This window comes from Blautia sp. AF14-40 (assembly GCF_003479665.1).
Taxonomy (GTDB): domain Bacteria; phylum Bacillota; class Clostridia; order Lachnospirales; family Lachnospiraceae; genus Fusicatenibacter; species Fusicatenibacter saccharivorans.
In genome coordinates this window covers 38543-53208 of sequence record NZ_QUHK01000011.1, presented here as the reverse complement: position 1 = coordinate 53208, position 14666 = coordinate 38543, and the positions used below count along the sequence as shown (strand labels likewise).

Genomic DNA, 14666 nt, shown 5'->3' with positions numbered 1-14666 from the left:
TTTTTCGGGCAGAAAAATGGAGACCATTTCCAGGCCTCCATTCGTGCAATTTTGTTTTCTTTATTCAGACAGCAGCTTCTGCAGCAGCTCTCCTGCTGCTGCCGGGTTGGCTTTGCCTTTCATTTCTTTCATGACCTGGCCGACCAGAAATCCAAGGACTTTTGTCTTTCCGGATTTGTACTGCTCTACCGGGCCAGGGTTGTTTTCCAGAACTTTTCTCGTGGTTTCTTCCAGAAGGCCGGTGTCGTTTACGGTTTTCAGTCCGTGCTCCTCGACGTATGCTTCCGGATCGACATCCTCTGCAAAGATCTGCTCAAATACCTCTTTTGCCACCTGGTTGTTGACCGATCCGGCTTCTGCCAGTTCGATCAGGGATGCCAGATGCTTTGGTGAAAACTGCAGATCCTCCGGCTCCTGGCCGTTCTCCTTTAAGAGACGTAAGGTCTCGCCCATCAGCCAGTTTGCCACTTTTTTCGGTTTGCCGCAGAGCGCCGTCGTCTCCTCAAAGAGATCGGACAGCTTCTTGGAACCGGTCAGAATGCCCGCATCGTACTGCGGCAGTCCGTACTGCTCCACGTAGCGTGCCTGTTTTTCCGGCTGGAATTCCGGCATGGATTTCACAATGCGGTCGATCCACTCGTCGGAAATGTGCACCGGCGGCAGATCCGGGTCCGGGAAGTAGCGGTAATCCTTCGCATCCTCTTTCGAACGCATCGCGTAGGAATACTCTTTGTTGTCGTCCCAGCGGCGGGTCTCCTGGACAACGGCTTTTCCTTCCTCGATCAGCTCGATCTGTCTTGCACGCTCTCCCTCGATCGCTCTTCCGATGGCCTTAAAGGAGTTCAGGTTCTTCATCTCGGTACGTGTTCCGAATTTCTCACTTCCAACCTCACGGACCGAAAGGTTGACATCGGCACGCATCGAGCCCTCCTGCAGTTTACAGTCGGATGCGCCGAGATACTGAATCATCATACGCAGTTTTTCCAGATAAGCAATAACCTCTTCCGCAGAGCGCATATCCGGCTCGGATACAATCTCGATCAGCGGAACGCCGCTTCGGTTGTAGTCGACGAGCGAGCAATCCTCCCACTCATCGTGGATCAGCTTTCCGGCATCCTCCTCCATGTGGATCTCATGAATGCCGATTTTCTTCTTTCCCGCTGCGGTGTCAATCTCGACATATCCATCGTGGCAGATCGGCAGATACAGCTGGGAAATCTGATAGTTCTGCGGGTTGTCCGGGTAGAAATAGTTCTTCCGGTCGAATTTGCAGAGCTGGTTGATTTTGCAGTTTGCAGCCAGTCCGACGCGCAGGGCGTAATCGACAACCTTCTTATTTAATACCGGAAGGGATCCCGGCATACCGGTGCAAACCGGGCAGGTGTGGGTGTTCGGCGCACCGCCGAATGCGGTAGAGCAGCCGCAGAAAATTTTTGTTCGCGTCGCAAGCTCCACATGTACTTCAAGTCCGATGACGGTTTCATACTGTTTTGACATTGTTTTGCTTCCTCCTTACCATTCTTTCGGCTGCCCGAATGCACCGCGTGCCTGCTCATAGGTGTACGCTGCACGGAACAGTTTTTTCTCTGAGAAACAGTCTCCGATAAGCTGCATGCCGATCGGAAGCCCCTTATCATCCATACCGCACGGAACGGTGATGCCCGGAAGGCCGGCGAGGTTGACGGATACTGTGTAAATATCGCCCAGATACATCTGCAGCGGATCGGAAAGCGATTCCCCGAGACGCGGTGCGGTCGATGGTGCTGCCGGGCTTAAAATCATATCGTATTTTTCAAATGCGCGGTCAAACTCTTTTTTAATCAGGGCTTTCGTGCGCAGTGCTTTCAGATAATACGCATCATAGTAACCGGAGCTTAAGACGAAGCTTCCCAGCATAATCCGTCGTTTCACCTCCGGACCGAAGCCCTCAGAACGGCTCTTCTTATACATATCGTGGAGTCCTTCGTACTCTTTGGCACGGAAACCGTATTTCACGCCGTCGAAGCGTTCCAGGTTGGAGCTTGCCTCAGCGGATGCAATAACGTAGTAAGCCGGAATGGCATAATCAATGAGGTCGAGATCGAAATACTCTACTTCTGCTCCGCGTGCCTTCAGGACATCGGCAGCTTTTAAAATGGATTCCTTCACCTGCGGATCCAGGCCTTCGCCGAAGCAGCTGTTCGGAATACCGATTTTCAGATCGGAGACATCTTCTTTTAAAGCGCTCATGAAATCGTAATCGTCGCGTTTCATCGATGTCGCATCTTTTGCATCATACGAAGCGACCGTCTGCAGCAGTGCTGCACAGTCTGTCACATCCTTTGCGACCGGTCCGATCTGGTCAAGGGAGGAACCATAAGCGATCAGTCCGTAACGGGAAACGGTGCCGTACGTCGGTTTCATGCCGGTTACGCCGCAGAAGGAACTCGGCTGACGGATCGATCCGCCGGTATCGGAGCCAAGTGCCATCGGTACTTCTCCTGCTGCAACGGCTGCGCAGGAACCGCCTGAGGAACCACCTGGAACGTGTTCGGTGTTCCATGGATTTTTCGTCACGCCGTACGCGGAAGTCTCTGTCGTACTTCCCATCGCAAACTCATCCATGTTTGTCTTTCCGATGATAACGGCTCCCGCCTCTTCGAGCCGTGTGATAACCTCTGCATCGTACGTCGGAACAAAGTTCTGCAGGATCTTTGACGCACACGTCGTCGCAAGACCTTTCGTACAGATGTTGTCCTTGACCGCAATCGGAACGCCGGCCAGCGGACCGGTGAGCTCTCCTGCGTCAATTTTCTTCTGCACTTCGGCCGCGCGTGCTCTTGCACCCTCTTCATCCACAAGAAGGAATGCGTGAATTGATTCTTCCGATGCTTTGACTGCCGCAAGTGACGCTTCTACAGCGTCCGCTACAGTGATCTTTCCTTCTTTGATTGCGGCAGAAAGCTGTACTGCTGTCATATCTTTGATTTCCATATCAATCTCCTCCTGCTATTCTACCGTTTTCGGAACCTTGTACTGGCCCTCTTTGACTTCCGGTGCATTGGCAAGCATTGCATCGCGGTCGTCGCCATTGGTTACTTCATCCTCGCGGAATACATTTCCCATCTCGAAAATGTGGGTCATCGGCTCGACCTTGCTGGTGTCGAGCTCGTTTAATTTATCTACATAATCCAGCATTTTCTGCATATCCTGCCGTGCGGATTCTTTTTCCTCATCCTTTAATTCCAGCTTTGCCAGGATGCCGACATATTCCATCGTTTCATCTGAAATCACATTTGCCATTTCACTCATTCTCCTTTTTTATTTTCCAGCAGGATCTGCTTACGGCTCCAGTCTTGTAAGATCACGCGGGAACAGCGTTGTCTCGCGGACGTTGTCCTCACCGATCAGCTTCATGGTCAGACGCTCCAGACCGATGCCAAGACCTCCTTGCGGCGGCATACCGTGTTTGAAAGCACTCAAGTACTGCTCCATGCCCTCTTCTGTCATGCCGCGGGCTGCGATCTTTTCAGAAAGCATCTTGTAATCGTGGATACGCTGGCCTCCGGTTGTAATCTCCAGACCGTGGAACAGCAGGTCGAAGCTCTTTGTGTATCTCTTATCCTCCGGGTCGTCCATCGCATAGAACGGTCTCTTTTTCGACGGATATTCGCTGACGAATACAAAGTCTGCGTCGTACTCCTCTTTGAAATACTGGCCGATCAGAAGCTCCTCCTCTGGCTCAAGGTCGAACGGGTTGCGGATCTTTCGGTTGTATTTCTCGGCTACCAGCTCTTTCGCTTTCGTGAACGGTACAGTTGGGATTTCTTCTGTCTTTGGAAGCATAACTTTCAGGATCTCCAGCTCTTTTGCGTAATCCTCTTTAAGAAGCTCCACCATGTACTGTAAAAATCCGGTTTCCATTGCCATGATGTCGGTGTAATCCTCGATGTAGCCCATCTCAAAGTCAAGGCTGGTATACTCGTTCAGATGACGTTTCGTGTTGTGTTTCTCTGCACGGAAAACCGGTCCGACTTCAAAGACACGGTCAAACACGCCGACGAGCATCTGTTTGTAGAACTGCGGGCTCTGTGCCAGGACAGCCGGGCGGTGGAAATATTCCAGCTTGAAGATGTTTGCGCCGCCCTCAGCGCCTTTCGCGCCGATCTTCGGTGTATGGATTTCGGTGAATCCCTGGGAATGAAGAAAATCACGGAACGCCCGTACCACGCCTTCCTGAATACGGAATTTTGCACGCTCTCTGACATTTCGAAGAGCAATCGGCCGCATGTTCAGCATTGCTTCGAGGGAGGTGTTCATTTTCCATTTGTTGACTGCGAGCGGCATTGGCTCGGTCGGCTCGGAAAGAACGGTGATGGTCTGCAGCCTGACTTCGACGTCGCCCGGTGCGCGGTCCTCTTTTTTGACCGTTCCGGTTACGGCAACTGCCGATTCCTCTTTCAGATCTTTCAGCGGGAAGTCAACGCTTCCTTCTTCGTACACACACTGAACGAGTCCCTCGCTCTTTCTTAAGATGACAAAGGCAACCTCGCCCATGTCACGGATGATGTGTACGGCTCCTTCGAGTTTTACTTCTGTGCCTTCCGGTGTCTCCAGCAGAGTTTTTACGGAGATGTCTTCTTTTTTCTTTACGCCTGTCATAAATTCCATGTCTTGTTCTCCTCTCTTTCTCGCCTGTCCCGGATTGCTTTTTCAAATAAAAAAGTCCCGGAACAGTTTTTTAACTACTGTTCCGGGACGGGATATTTTATGTTCCCGCGGTACCACCCGCATTGCGTTTTTCTCTCCGATTTTCCGGGGGAAAACGCCCACTCATTTATACTTAACGCGTATCACGGATCTGCCTACTTGATTTCCTGTTCGGATCTCATGTTCAGCAGACCGGCTCCGGAATGTTCCCCATTGTATGTTTCCTCCATGCTGATGCTCTCAGTCGGTGACATCGGCTTCCTGTCAGATTCCGCATACGGAGTTTCCTTCACTGCCTTTTTCATATTGTGCATTATAGCACAGCAGTTTTGCATTTGTAAACACCTAATTTTTACGGATTTTATATAAATTCTAATGCATTTTTCGTGAATTTTATCTATACAAAATTATTTTTTCGCGCGTTTATAAAATTGCGCAGAAATTCTGTTTTATTGGTATTTCGCACACAATTTACAGTTTTTTGATCCTCTCCACTGCCTCTACTGTATTCTCATACGTACCGAATGCAGTCAGACGGAAGTAGCCTTCTCCGCTCGGGCCGAAGCCTGATCCTGGTGTTCCGACTACGTTTGCGTCTGCAAGCAGGTGATCAAAGAACTCCCAGGAAGTCATATTTTCCGGTGTTTTCAGCCAAATATACGGAGCGTTGACGCCGCCGGATACGGTGTAGCCTGCGCCCTTTAATCCGTCGTAGATGACTTTTGCGTTCTTCATGTAGTAAGCAACCTGCTCTTTTAACTGTGCTTTTCCTTCCGGAGAGTAAACAGCCTCGCCGGCTCTCTGGATGATGTACGGAGCTCCGTTGTATTTCGTTCCGTGACGGCGTGCCCACAGGCTGTGCAGAGTCACATCGCCGGATTTGATGTCTTTCGGGATAACGGTGAATCCAAGACGCATACCGGTAAAGCCTGCGTTCTTGGAGAAGCTGCGCATTTCGATGGCACATGTTCTTGCACCCTCGCACTCATAGATGGAATGTGGAATGTCTTTTTCTGAGATATATGCCTCGTATGCAGCATCATACAGGATGATGGCTCCTACTTTATTTGCATAATCAACCCATTTCTGCAGCTCGGCTTTGGAAACCATAGCGCCGGTCGGGTTGTTCGGGAAGCACAGATAAATCAGATCCGGGGTTTCTTTCGGGAGATCCGGGGTGAAGTTGTTTTCTGCAGTACACGGCATGTAAATCACATTCGTGAAACGCTCGGTTGCTGCGTCGTAGTCACCGGCACGGCCTGCCATTACGTTGGAGTCTACATAAACCGGATAAACCGGGTCGCATACAGCGATCTTGTTGTCCAGGCTGAAGATCTCCTGAATGTTGCTGCAGTCGCATTTTGCGCCGTCCGATACAAAAATTTCATCAGATGAGATATCGCATCCTCTGTCCCGATAATCATTTTTTGCGATGGTATCGCGAAGGAAAGCATATCCAAGATCTGGTGCATATCCGTGGAAGGTCTCTGCGTGTCCCATCTCATCCACTGCTCCGTGCAGCTTTTCAATGATCGCCGGTGCGATCGGCTGGGTTACGTCGCCGATTCCAAGACGGATGATTTTCGCGTCCGGATTTGCCTCGGTGTAAGCTGCAACTTTTTTTGCAATGGTGGAAAACAGATAGCTTCCCGGCAATTTCAGATAATTGTCATTGATTTTGAACATTATTATGTCGCTCCTTTTCACTTTTTCTTACTCTGTCAAAAGCGTCAGCACCATCTGTGCCGTTTCAACCAGATTGGTGCCGCTGTCCATGCTGCATTTCTGCATGTAGCGATGGGCCTCCGACTCGGTCATGTGATTTCGTTCGATCAGAAGGCTTTTTGCACGATCGATGATGTGCTGTTCCTCGGCGCTGCGCACCTTGGGCTTTGCCCGCTCTTTCTTTCTGCGCCGTGCCGCACTCTGCAGCATCATCTCCAGTGTATTGACCAGCTCGTACACGGAAAGCGGCATCGTAACCGCCATGATTCCGGTTCCCTCCACCGCACTTAATGCGCGGCTCGATGCAATCAGAAGCATCTGGAAGCCGGACGGCATACACTCATTCAGATCCGTAAAAAACATATCCGGAAGCTTGTAGCCGCAGATGACGATACCGCCGTTTAAGTTGTTCATCTCTCCGAGCGCCGCTGCCGCTGTCGAACAGACAGCATCGATTTCATATCCTCTTTTTGCCAGAATATCCCGGATGCGCTTTCCATCTTCTATTTTGGGAAGTACTATCACTATGCTGCTCATGCATTTTCAGGCCCCTTCGTCGTCTAAATACGGTACAGATATTTCTCGGTCTCCCAGTCGGATACCTGGCGGAGATACTCATGCCACTCTTCTTCTTTGGCATTGATATATCCATCCACAAATTCCTGGCCGAGTACCTGACACAGAAAATCGTCTTTCTTTAACTCTGCGACCGCTTCTCCAAGGCTTCCCGGGAGAAGGGTGATCTGCATCGCGTTTCGTTCTTCTTCTGTCAGATCGGAAATATTGCGGTCCACCGGGGACGGCGGAACGATTTTCTGTTTGATACCGTCAAGTCCTGCTGCCATGCAGACAGCAAGTGCCAGGTACGGATTGGCTGCCGAATCCGGGCATCGAAGCTCAATGGCCATAATACCGTCTCCCGTCAGCGGAATGCGGATCAGCGGGCTTCTGTTCTTTGCAGACCATGCCACGTAGATCGGTGCACCGTATCCCGGTGTCAGACGTTTGTAGGAGTTTACAAGCGGATTGGTAATCGCTGCGATTCCGCTGATGTGTTTCATCAGTCCGCCCATAAAGTAATATGCCTCTTTGCTGAGCCCGTATTCATCGGATTTGTCGGCAAACACATCTTTTCCCTCCTGAAACAGGGAGAAGGAAAGATGAAGACCCGATCCGTGAACTCCGGTTTTTGGTTTTGGCATAAAGGTTGCGTGAAGGCCATGACGTTTTGCAATCGTACGGATAGCAAATTTGGCAGTCATCAGCTGATCTGCCGTCCGAAGTGCTGCAGCCGGACAGAAATCCAGTTCGTGCTGGCCTGCCGCTACCTCGTGGAAGGAAGACTCAACGTCGATTCCCATTTCTTCGAGAGTCAGCACCATATCGCGCCGCGCGTTTTCTCCCAGGTCCAGCGGTCCAAGATCCAGATAACCGCCTTTGTCGTGCGTTACACTCGTTGCTCCGCCGTCCTCATCGGTGTGGAACAGGAAAAATTCACACTCCGGTGAGATTTCAAACTCATAGCCCATCGCTTTCGCTTCGGAAATTACCTTCTGAAGGATGGTTCGGGAACTCTTTGCATAAAGATTCCCCTCTCTATCATACACATCACAGATCAATCTTGCAACCTTTCCTTGCTGCGGACGCCACGGAAGTATTGCAAAGGTGTCGAGATCCGGGTGCAGAAACATGTCTGCTTCCTCGATGGTGACAAATCCTTCGAACGAAGAGCCATCGAAAACGCACTGATTATTCAGGGCTTTTTCCAGCTGTCCGGCGGTGATGGCCATATTTTTCATCATTCCAAACATATCGGTAAACTGCAGGCGGATAAATTCAACATCTTCTTCCTCCGCCATCTGAAGGATCGCTTCCTTCGTATACTTTGCCATATCGATTCTCTCCTTTATCAAAGACGATTCTAAACGAAAAGGGTGCTTTCACGCGGCAGGGCAGAAAGACACCTTGCGTAAAAACACCCTTGTTTTGGGCATATTATAGCAGTTTTTCGCGTGTTTTGTCAAGAAAAACTTAGAGATTCGTGTATCCCATCAGGGATTCATCGACTGCCTTTGCTGCCTCGCGTCCCTCGCGGATCGCCCATACGACCAGGGACTGGCCGCGGTGCATATCGCCTGCGGTGAAGACATTTTCTTTTGTTGTCTGGTATTTTCCGTCACCTGTCTTCACGTTGGTGCACTGGTTGACTTCCACTTTAAATGCATCGGTCACATATTTCTGGGATCCTAAAAAGCCTGCTGCAATAAGAACGAGATCTGCCGGGAGAATCTCTTCTGTTCCCTCAACCGGAACCATCATCATACGGCCGGATTTCTCATCTTTTTTCGGTGTCAGTTTTACGGTCTTGATCTGGCAGACTTCACCTTTTTTGTTTTTGATAAATTCCGTTACGGTTGTCTGGTAAATCCGCGGATCACGGCCGAATACGGCGATTGCCTCTTCCTGGCCGTAATCCGTCTTGCAGATCTTCGGCCACTCCGGCCACGGATTGTTCTCGGCACGCTGATCCGGTGCTTTCGGCATCATCTCAAGCTGTGTCACAGATTTGGCACCGAGACGGATGGAAGTTCCGACACAGTCATTACCGGTGTCGCCGCCTCCGATGACAACAACGTGTTTGCCCTTTGCATCGATGTAGGCATGATCCTCAAAATTGGAATCCAGAAGACTCTTCGTTACGGAGGTCAGGAAATCGACAGCAAAGTAGATGCCCTTTGCATCTCTTCCCTCTGCCTTGATATCTCTTGGATTTGCCGCACCGCAGCAGAGCAGGACACGGTCAAATTCTTTTAAGAGTTTGTCAGCTTTTACATCTTTTCCGATATCAGCATTCGTCACAAACTCAATGCCCTCGGCCTTCATCAGATCCACACGGCGGTCGATGACGCTCTTATCGAGTTTCATGTTCGGAATACCGTAGCGTAAAAGTCCGCCCACGCGGTCGCGGCGTTCAAAGACCGTAACAGAATGGCCGCGGCGGTTGAGCTGCATCGCTGCTGCAAGGCCGGAAGGACCGCTTCCTACAACGGCAACGCGTTTTCCGGTGCGCACTTTCGGCGGCTGCGGCGTAATCAGGCCGGTTGCCCATGCGTTTTCGATGATCGCGCGTTCATTTTCCTTCGTGCAGACCGGGTCTCCGTTTACGTTGCATGTACAGGCTGCTTCGCAGAGTGCCGGGCAGACACGGGAGGTAAATTCCGGAAAACAGTTTGTCTTGGTGAGGCGGCGGTATGCCTGCTCATAGTTTCCAAGATACACAAGGTCATTCCACTCCGGAACGAGGTTCTGCAGCGGACAGCCGGAGGCCATTCCCGCAATCATGGTTCCCGCCTGGCAGAACGGTACACCGCATGCCATACAGCGGGCAGCCTGCATCTGCTGCTCCTTTTTCGGGAGCTGCAGATGAAATTCCTTAAAGTTTTTGATACGCTCAAGCGGGGCAACGGTGTTTCCCGTCTTGCGCTGATATTCCATAAATCCAGTTGGCTTACCCATAATTCTTCTTCCTCCTACTTACGCATGCTTTCGTAAAATGCTTCAATCTGTGCCTGTTCGCTGCTAAGGCCCTTGTCTTCCATCTGGGCACTCAGCATCATCATGCGCTTATAGTCATTCGGAATGATCTTCTTGAATTTCGGCAGATATTCGTCAAAGTGTGTGAGAATTTCTTTACCTTTTTCAGAGCCGGTGTGTGCGACGTGTTTTTCAATCATGTTTTTCAGCTCTGCAATATCGTATTTGCTTTCTACCAGTTCAATCGAAATCATTTCCTTGTTCAAATTGCGGTACAGGTTGCTCTTTTCATCCAGGACATAAGCGATACCGCCGCTCATGCCGGCCGCAAAGTTCTTTCCGGTTGCGCCGAGGACAACGACACGGCCGCCGGTCATATACTCGCATCCATGCTCACCGACACCCTCGACAACGGCGTAAGCACCGGAGTTTCTGACACAGAAACGCTCTCCTGCGATACCGTTGATGTACGCCTCACCGCTCGTTGCGCCGTAGAGGGCAACGTTTCCGACGATGATGTTTTCTTCCGGTTTATACTTTCTTGCTTTCGGCGGGTAGACAACCAGTTTTCCGCCAGAGAGGCCTTTTCCGAAGTAATCGTTCGAATCGCCCTCAAGTTCCAGGGTCAGTCCTTTTGGAATAAATGCTCCGAAGCTCTGTCCGCCGGCACCCTTGCACTGTACGGTGTACGTATCCGGCTCCAGAGAGGTGCCGAATTTTCTGGTGATCTCGGCACCAAGAATCGTTCCCACGGTACGATCGGTGTTGGTGATCTCGACTTTGACGGTCTTCTTCTCTTTCTTATCCATTGCCGGACCGAATTTCTTTAAGAGTACCTTCTCATCCAGGGTTGCGCCAAGTTTGAAGTCGTAAACATCTTTCGGATCGAACGTTACCTTCTCGCCTGCTTTTGCAAACGGATTGTTCAGGATCTGGCTTAAGTCTACGCGGTCTGCGTGCTCGTTCGTCACTTTATCATTTCTCTTTAAGAGGTCGGAACGGCCGACCATCTCGTCAACGGTGCGGAAGCCAAGTTTTGCCATGTATTCCCGCATCTCTTCTGCGATGAAGTGCATGAAGTTGATGACGTACTCCGGTTTGCCGCGGAAACGTTTACGCAGCTCCGGGTTCTGGGTTGCAATACCCATCGGGCAGGTATCGAGGTTGCAGACACGCATCATAACGCATCCCATCGTTACAAGCGGTGCGGTCGCAAAACCGAATTCCTCGGCGCCAAGGAGTGCTGCAATCACAACGTCACGGCCGCTCATCAGCTTACCATCGGTCTCGATCATGACACGGTTACGGAGGCCGTTTTTGATCAGCGTCTGATGGGTCTCGGCAAGGCCTAACTCCCATGGAAGTCCTGCATTGTGGATGGAACTTCTCGGTGCTGCTCCCGTTCCTCCATCATATCCGGAAATCAGGATAACCTGTGCTCCGGCTTTTGCAACACCGGCTGCGACAGTACCAACACCTGCTTCGGATACCAGTTTAACGGAGATTCTTGCATTCACATTCGAGTTTTTCAGGTCATAAATCAGCTGTGCAAGGTCCTCGATGGAGTAGATGTCGTGGTGCGGCGGCGGGGAAATCAGGGATACACCCGGTGTGGAGTGACGTGTTTTTGCAATCCACGGGTAAACCTTTCCGGCCGGTAAGTGGCCGCCCTCGCCCGGTTTTGCACCCTGGGCCATCTTGATCTGGATCTCTTTTGCACTGACAAGGTATTTGCTGGTAACGCCGAATCTTCCCGATGCTACCTGTTTGATCGCGGAGCATCTCTCCGGGGATTCGAGACGGTCATCACTCTCACCGCCCTCACCAGTGTTGGATTTTCCATGCAGACGGTTCATGGCAATTGCCAGTGTCTCATGTGCCTCCTGGGAAATAGAACCGTAGGACATCGCACCTGTTTTGAATCGTTTTACGATAGAATCTACGCTCTCAACTTCTTCGAGCGGAACGCCCTGCTCCGGATAATCGAAGTCCATCAGGCTCCGCAGATAGCCGCTCTCCTCGCTGTCGACCATTGCTGTGTACTCTTTGAACATCTTGTAGTCGCCGCGTCTTGTGGACTCCTGCAGTGTATGAATGGTGCGCGGATTGTAGCGGTGCTCCTCGCCCTGGCTTCTCGATTTATGACGGCCGATACTGTCCAGTGTCAGATCGGTAGACAGCTCCAGCGGATCGAATGCCTGGGAATGACGCTCATCGACATCTTTTGCAATGTCTTCCAAGGTAATACCGCCGACACGGCTGACCGTACCGGTAAAGTATTTGTCGATGACATCTGCTGAGATACCGATGGCCTCGAAGATCTGGGAACCCTGATACGACTGGATCGTGGAGATACCCATCTTCGCTGCGATTTTTACGATACCAGAGATGACTGCGTGGTTGTAATCTTCAACGGCTGCGTAGTAATCTTTCTTGATCATGCCCTCTTCGATCAGCTCATGGATCGTGTCGAGTGCCAGATACGGGTTGATTGCGCAGGCACCGTAGCCGAGCAGTGTTGCGAAATGGTGCACCTCGCGCGGCTCGCCGGACTCCAGAATAATCGCAAGAGAAGTTCTCTTTTTCGTTTTTACCAGATGCTGATGAACCGCAGATACAGCCAGGAGGGATGGAATCGCCACATGGTTCTCATCGACACCGCGGTCAGAGAGAATCAGGATGTTGGCTCCTGCCCGGTGTGCACGGTCAACCTCGACGAAAAGGCGGTCCATCGCACGGTCAAGCGGTGCGCTCTTGTAGTAGGTGATCGGAACGGTCACTGCCTTGAAGCCTTCGACTTTCATGTTCTTGATCTTCAGCATATCGGTATTGGTCAGGATCGGATTGTTGATCTTTAATACCTGGCAGTTCTTCGGCTCCTCCTCAAGCAGGTTTCCGTCACGTCCGACGTAAACGCTTGTGGAAGTTACGATCTCCTCACGGATGCAGTCGATCGGCGGGTTCGTTACCTGTGCGAAGAGCTGTTTGAAATAGTTGAACAGCGGCTGATGCTCATGGGAGAGAACGGCAAGCGGGGTATCGATACCCATCGAAGCGGTTGCCTCGACACCGTTTAATGCCATCTTTCCGATGGAGGAACGGTACTCCTCGTAGGTGTAGCCGAACGCTTTCTGCAGGCGCATCCGCTCTTCTTTCGTGTACTCTTCGACCGGCAGATTCGGGATTTTGATATCCTTTAACTGTACCAGATAACTGTCGAGCCATTCGCCGTACGGCTGTTTCTTTGCGTAATATTCTTTGACTTCCTCATCGTTTAAGACTTTTCCCTGTACGGTGTTGACGAGAAGCATCTTGCCCGGATGGAGACGCTCTTTTAAGACGATTTTTTCTTCCGGAACTTCCAGAACACCGACCTCAGAGGAGAGGATCAGAAATCCATCGTTAGTGATGTAGTAACGGGAAGGACGAAGACCGTTGCGGTCGAGCACTGCTCCCATCACATCTCCGTCGGAGAACAGGATCGATGCCGGTCCGTCCCACGGCTCCATCATCGTTGCATAATACTGATAGAAATCACGTTTCTCCTGGGAAATCGTATCGTTGTTTGCCCACGGCTCCGGGATCGTGATCATGACAGCCAGCGGAAGATCCATACCGCTCATGGTCAGGAACTCGAGTGTGTTGTCGAGCATTGCAGAGTCAGAACCCTGGGTGTTGACAACCGGCAGAACCTTGTGCAGTTCATCCTGCAGCATCGGGGAGGACATCGTCTCCTCACGGGCCAGCATCTTGTCGGCGTTTCCGCGGATGGTGTTGATCTCGCCGTTGTGTACGATGAAACGGTTCGGATGGGCTCTCTCCCAGCTTGGGTTCGTGTTCGTGCTGAACCGGGAATGCACCATGGCGATTGCAGATTCATAATCGACATCCTGCAGATCGCGGAAGAAGGTGCGGAGCTGTCCTACGAGGAACATACCTTTGTATACGATGGTACGGCTGGAAAGGGATGGCACGTAGGTGTTGTCGTTGCTCTGTTCGAAAACACGGCGTACGACGTACAGACGACGGTCGAAAGCGATTCCCTTTTCCACATCCTCCGGTTTTTTGATGAATGCCTGCATGATGTAAGGCATACACTCTCTTGCCTTATGGCCGAGAACTTCCGGAACGGTCGGCACGGTTCTCCACCCAAGGAGTTCCAGTCCCTCTTTTTCCACGATGATCTCAAACATCTTTTTTGCCTGGTTCCGTTTCAGCTCATTTTGTGGGAAGAAGAATACGCCGACGCCGTATTCCCGTTCTCCGCCTAATGAAAAACCGAGGGTCGAACAGGCTTTGGAAAAGAATTTGTGCGATATCTGCAACAAGATTCCTACTCCGTCTCCTGTTTTACCCTCGGCGTCTTTGCCGGCTCTATGTTCAAGATTTTCTACGATTTTTAATGCGTTTTCTACGGTCGCATGGGATTTTTCACCTTTGATATTCACGACGGCTCCGATACCGCAGTTGTCGTGTTCAAAGGAAGAACGGTACAGCCCTTCTTCTCCCATGACACGCTCTTTGCTCTGTGTCATACGGCTTCCCTTCCTTTACTTTCCTTATTTTCGGTTATCCTTTGTCTTTTCTGAAAAGAATGGAGGGGAATCTTTTGTTCCCCGCCGTTCTTTCTGGATTGCCCTTACTATACTCTATTTTTTTCGTCCTGTAAAGAGCAAATTTAATTTTTATATAATTTTTTATATTTTTTCTTAACTTTC

Annotated in this window: 10 protein-coding genes; all 10 read right to left on the bottom strand. The window is 50.8% G+C overall.

Annotation, left to right across the window (positions count from 1 at the left end):
* Positions 1-60 precede the first annotated feature (60 nt).
* Positions 61-1497 carry an Asp-tRNA(Asn)/Glu-tRNA(Gln) amidotransferase subunit GatB gene (gatB, locus tag DWW13_RS09810; RefSeq protein ID WP_055228256.1) on the bottom strand — a complete coding sequence of 479 codons (1437 nt, stop codon included), beginning with the start codon at positions 1495-1497 and terminating at the stop codon, positions 61-63.
* 15 nt (positions 1498-1512) lie between these two features.
* Entirely contained in the window at positions 1513-2973 is a 1461-nt protein-coding gene (gatA, locus tag DWW13_RS09805; protein ID WP_118719989.1) for an Asp-tRNA(Asn)/Glu-tRNA(Gln) amidotransferase subunit GatA, read from the bottom strand.
* Between the two features lie 15 nt (positions 2974-2988).
* A complete protein-coding gene (gene gatC / locus DWW13_RS09800) occupies positions 2989-3282 on the bottom strand; it encodes an Asp-tRNA(Asn)/Glu-tRNA(Gln) amidotransferase subunit GatC (protein ID WP_022462350.1) in 294 nt (97 codons plus the stop codon).
* Between the two features lie 39 nt (positions 3283-3321).
* Positions 3322-4650, bottom strand: coding sequence for an aspartate--tRNA(Asn) ligase (gene aspS, locus DWW13_RS09795; RefSeq protein WP_118719987.1), 1329 nt, complete (start codon positions 4648-4650; stop codon positions 3322-3324).
* A gap of 194 nt (positions 4651-4844) precedes the next feature.
* The gene (locus tag DWW13_RS18835) at positions 4845-4994 is read right to left on the bottom strand and encodes a hypothetical protein (RefSeq protein WP_158555021.1); all 150 of its coding nucleotides are present in this window, start codon (positions 4992-4994) and stop codon (positions 4845-4847) included.
* A 166-nt stretch (positions 4995-5160) separates the two neighbouring features.
* On the bottom strand, positions 5161-6375 hold the full coding sequence (locus tag DWW13_RS09790) for an LL-diaminopimelate aminotransferase (RefSeq protein ID WP_118700408.1): 1215 nt from the start codon (positions 6373-6375) through the stop codon (positions 5161-5163).
* 27 nt (positions 6376-6402) lie between these two features.
* A complete protein-coding gene (locus DWW13_RS09785; RefSeq protein WP_022462354.1) occupies positions 6403-6951 on the bottom strand; it encodes an ANTAR domain-containing response regulator in 549 nt (182 codons plus the stop codon).
* Positions 6952-6974: 23 nt separating this feature from the next.
* Positions 6975-8306 (bottom strand): type I glutamate--ammonia ligase, encoded by a 1332-nt coding sequence (gene glnA / locus DWW13_RS09780; RefSeq protein ID WP_117761554.1) that lies wholly within the window; start codon positions 8304-8306, stop codon positions 6975-6977.
* 139 nt (positions 8307-8445) lie between these two features.
* A complete protein-coding gene (locus DWW13_RS09775; protein ID WP_118719985.1) occupies positions 8446-9930 on the bottom strand; it encodes a glutamate synthase subunit beta in 1485 nt (494 codons plus the stop codon).
* 14 nt (positions 9931-9944) lie between these two features.
* The gene (gene gltB, locus DWW13_RS09770) at positions 9945-14483 is read right to left on the bottom strand and encodes a glutamate synthase large subunit (RefSeq protein WP_118719983.1); all 4539 of its coding nucleotides are present in this window, start codon (positions 14481-14483) and stop codon (positions 9945-9947) included.
* Between the last annotated feature and the right edge of the window lie 183 nt (positions 14484-14666).

What these genes read in the sequence shown, in the direction of transcription:
- gatC (WP_022462350.1), bottom strand. Translation starts at nt 3,282, where the DNA reads ATGGCAAATGTGATTTCAGATGAAACGATGGAATATGTCGGCATCCTG.
- DWW13_RS09785 (WP_022462354.1), bottom strand. Translation starts at nt 6,951, where the DNA reads ATGAGCAGCATAGTGATAGTACTTCCCAAAATAGAAGATGGAAAGCGC.
- gltB (WP_118719983.1), bottom strand. Translation starts at nt 14,483, where the DNA reads ATGACACAGAGCAAAGAGCGTGTCATGGGAGAAGAAGGGCTGTACCGT.
- aspS (WP_118719987.1), bottom strand. Translation starts at nt 4,650, where the DNA reads ATGGAATTTATGACAGGCGTAAAGAAAAAAGAAGACATCTCCGTAAAA.
- DWW13_RS09790 (WP_118700408.1), bottom strand. Translation starts at nt 6,375, where the DNA reads ATGTTCAAAATCAATGACAATTATCTGAAATTGCCGGGAAGCTATCTG.
- gatA (WP_118719989.1), bottom strand. Translation starts at nt 2,973, where the DNA reads ATGGAAATCAAAGATATGACAGCAGTACAGCTTTCTGCCGCAATCAAA.
- glnA (WP_117761554.1), bottom strand. Translation starts at nt 8,306, where the DNA reads ATGGCAAAGTATACGAAGGAAGCGATCCTTCAGATGGCGGAGGAAGAA.
- DWW13_RS18835 (WP_158555021.1), bottom strand. Translation starts at nt 4,994, where the DNA reads ATGAAAAAGGCAGTGAAGGAAACTCCGTATGCGGAATCTGACAGGAAG.
- DWW13_RS09775 (WP_118719985.1), bottom strand. Translation starts at nt 9,930, where the DNA reads ATGGGTAAGCCAACTGGATTTATGGAATATCAGCGCAAGACGGGAAAC.
- gatB (WP_055228256.1), bottom strand. Translation starts at nt 1,497, where the DNA reads ATGTCAAAACAGTATGAAACCGTCATCGGACTTGAAGTACATGTGGAG.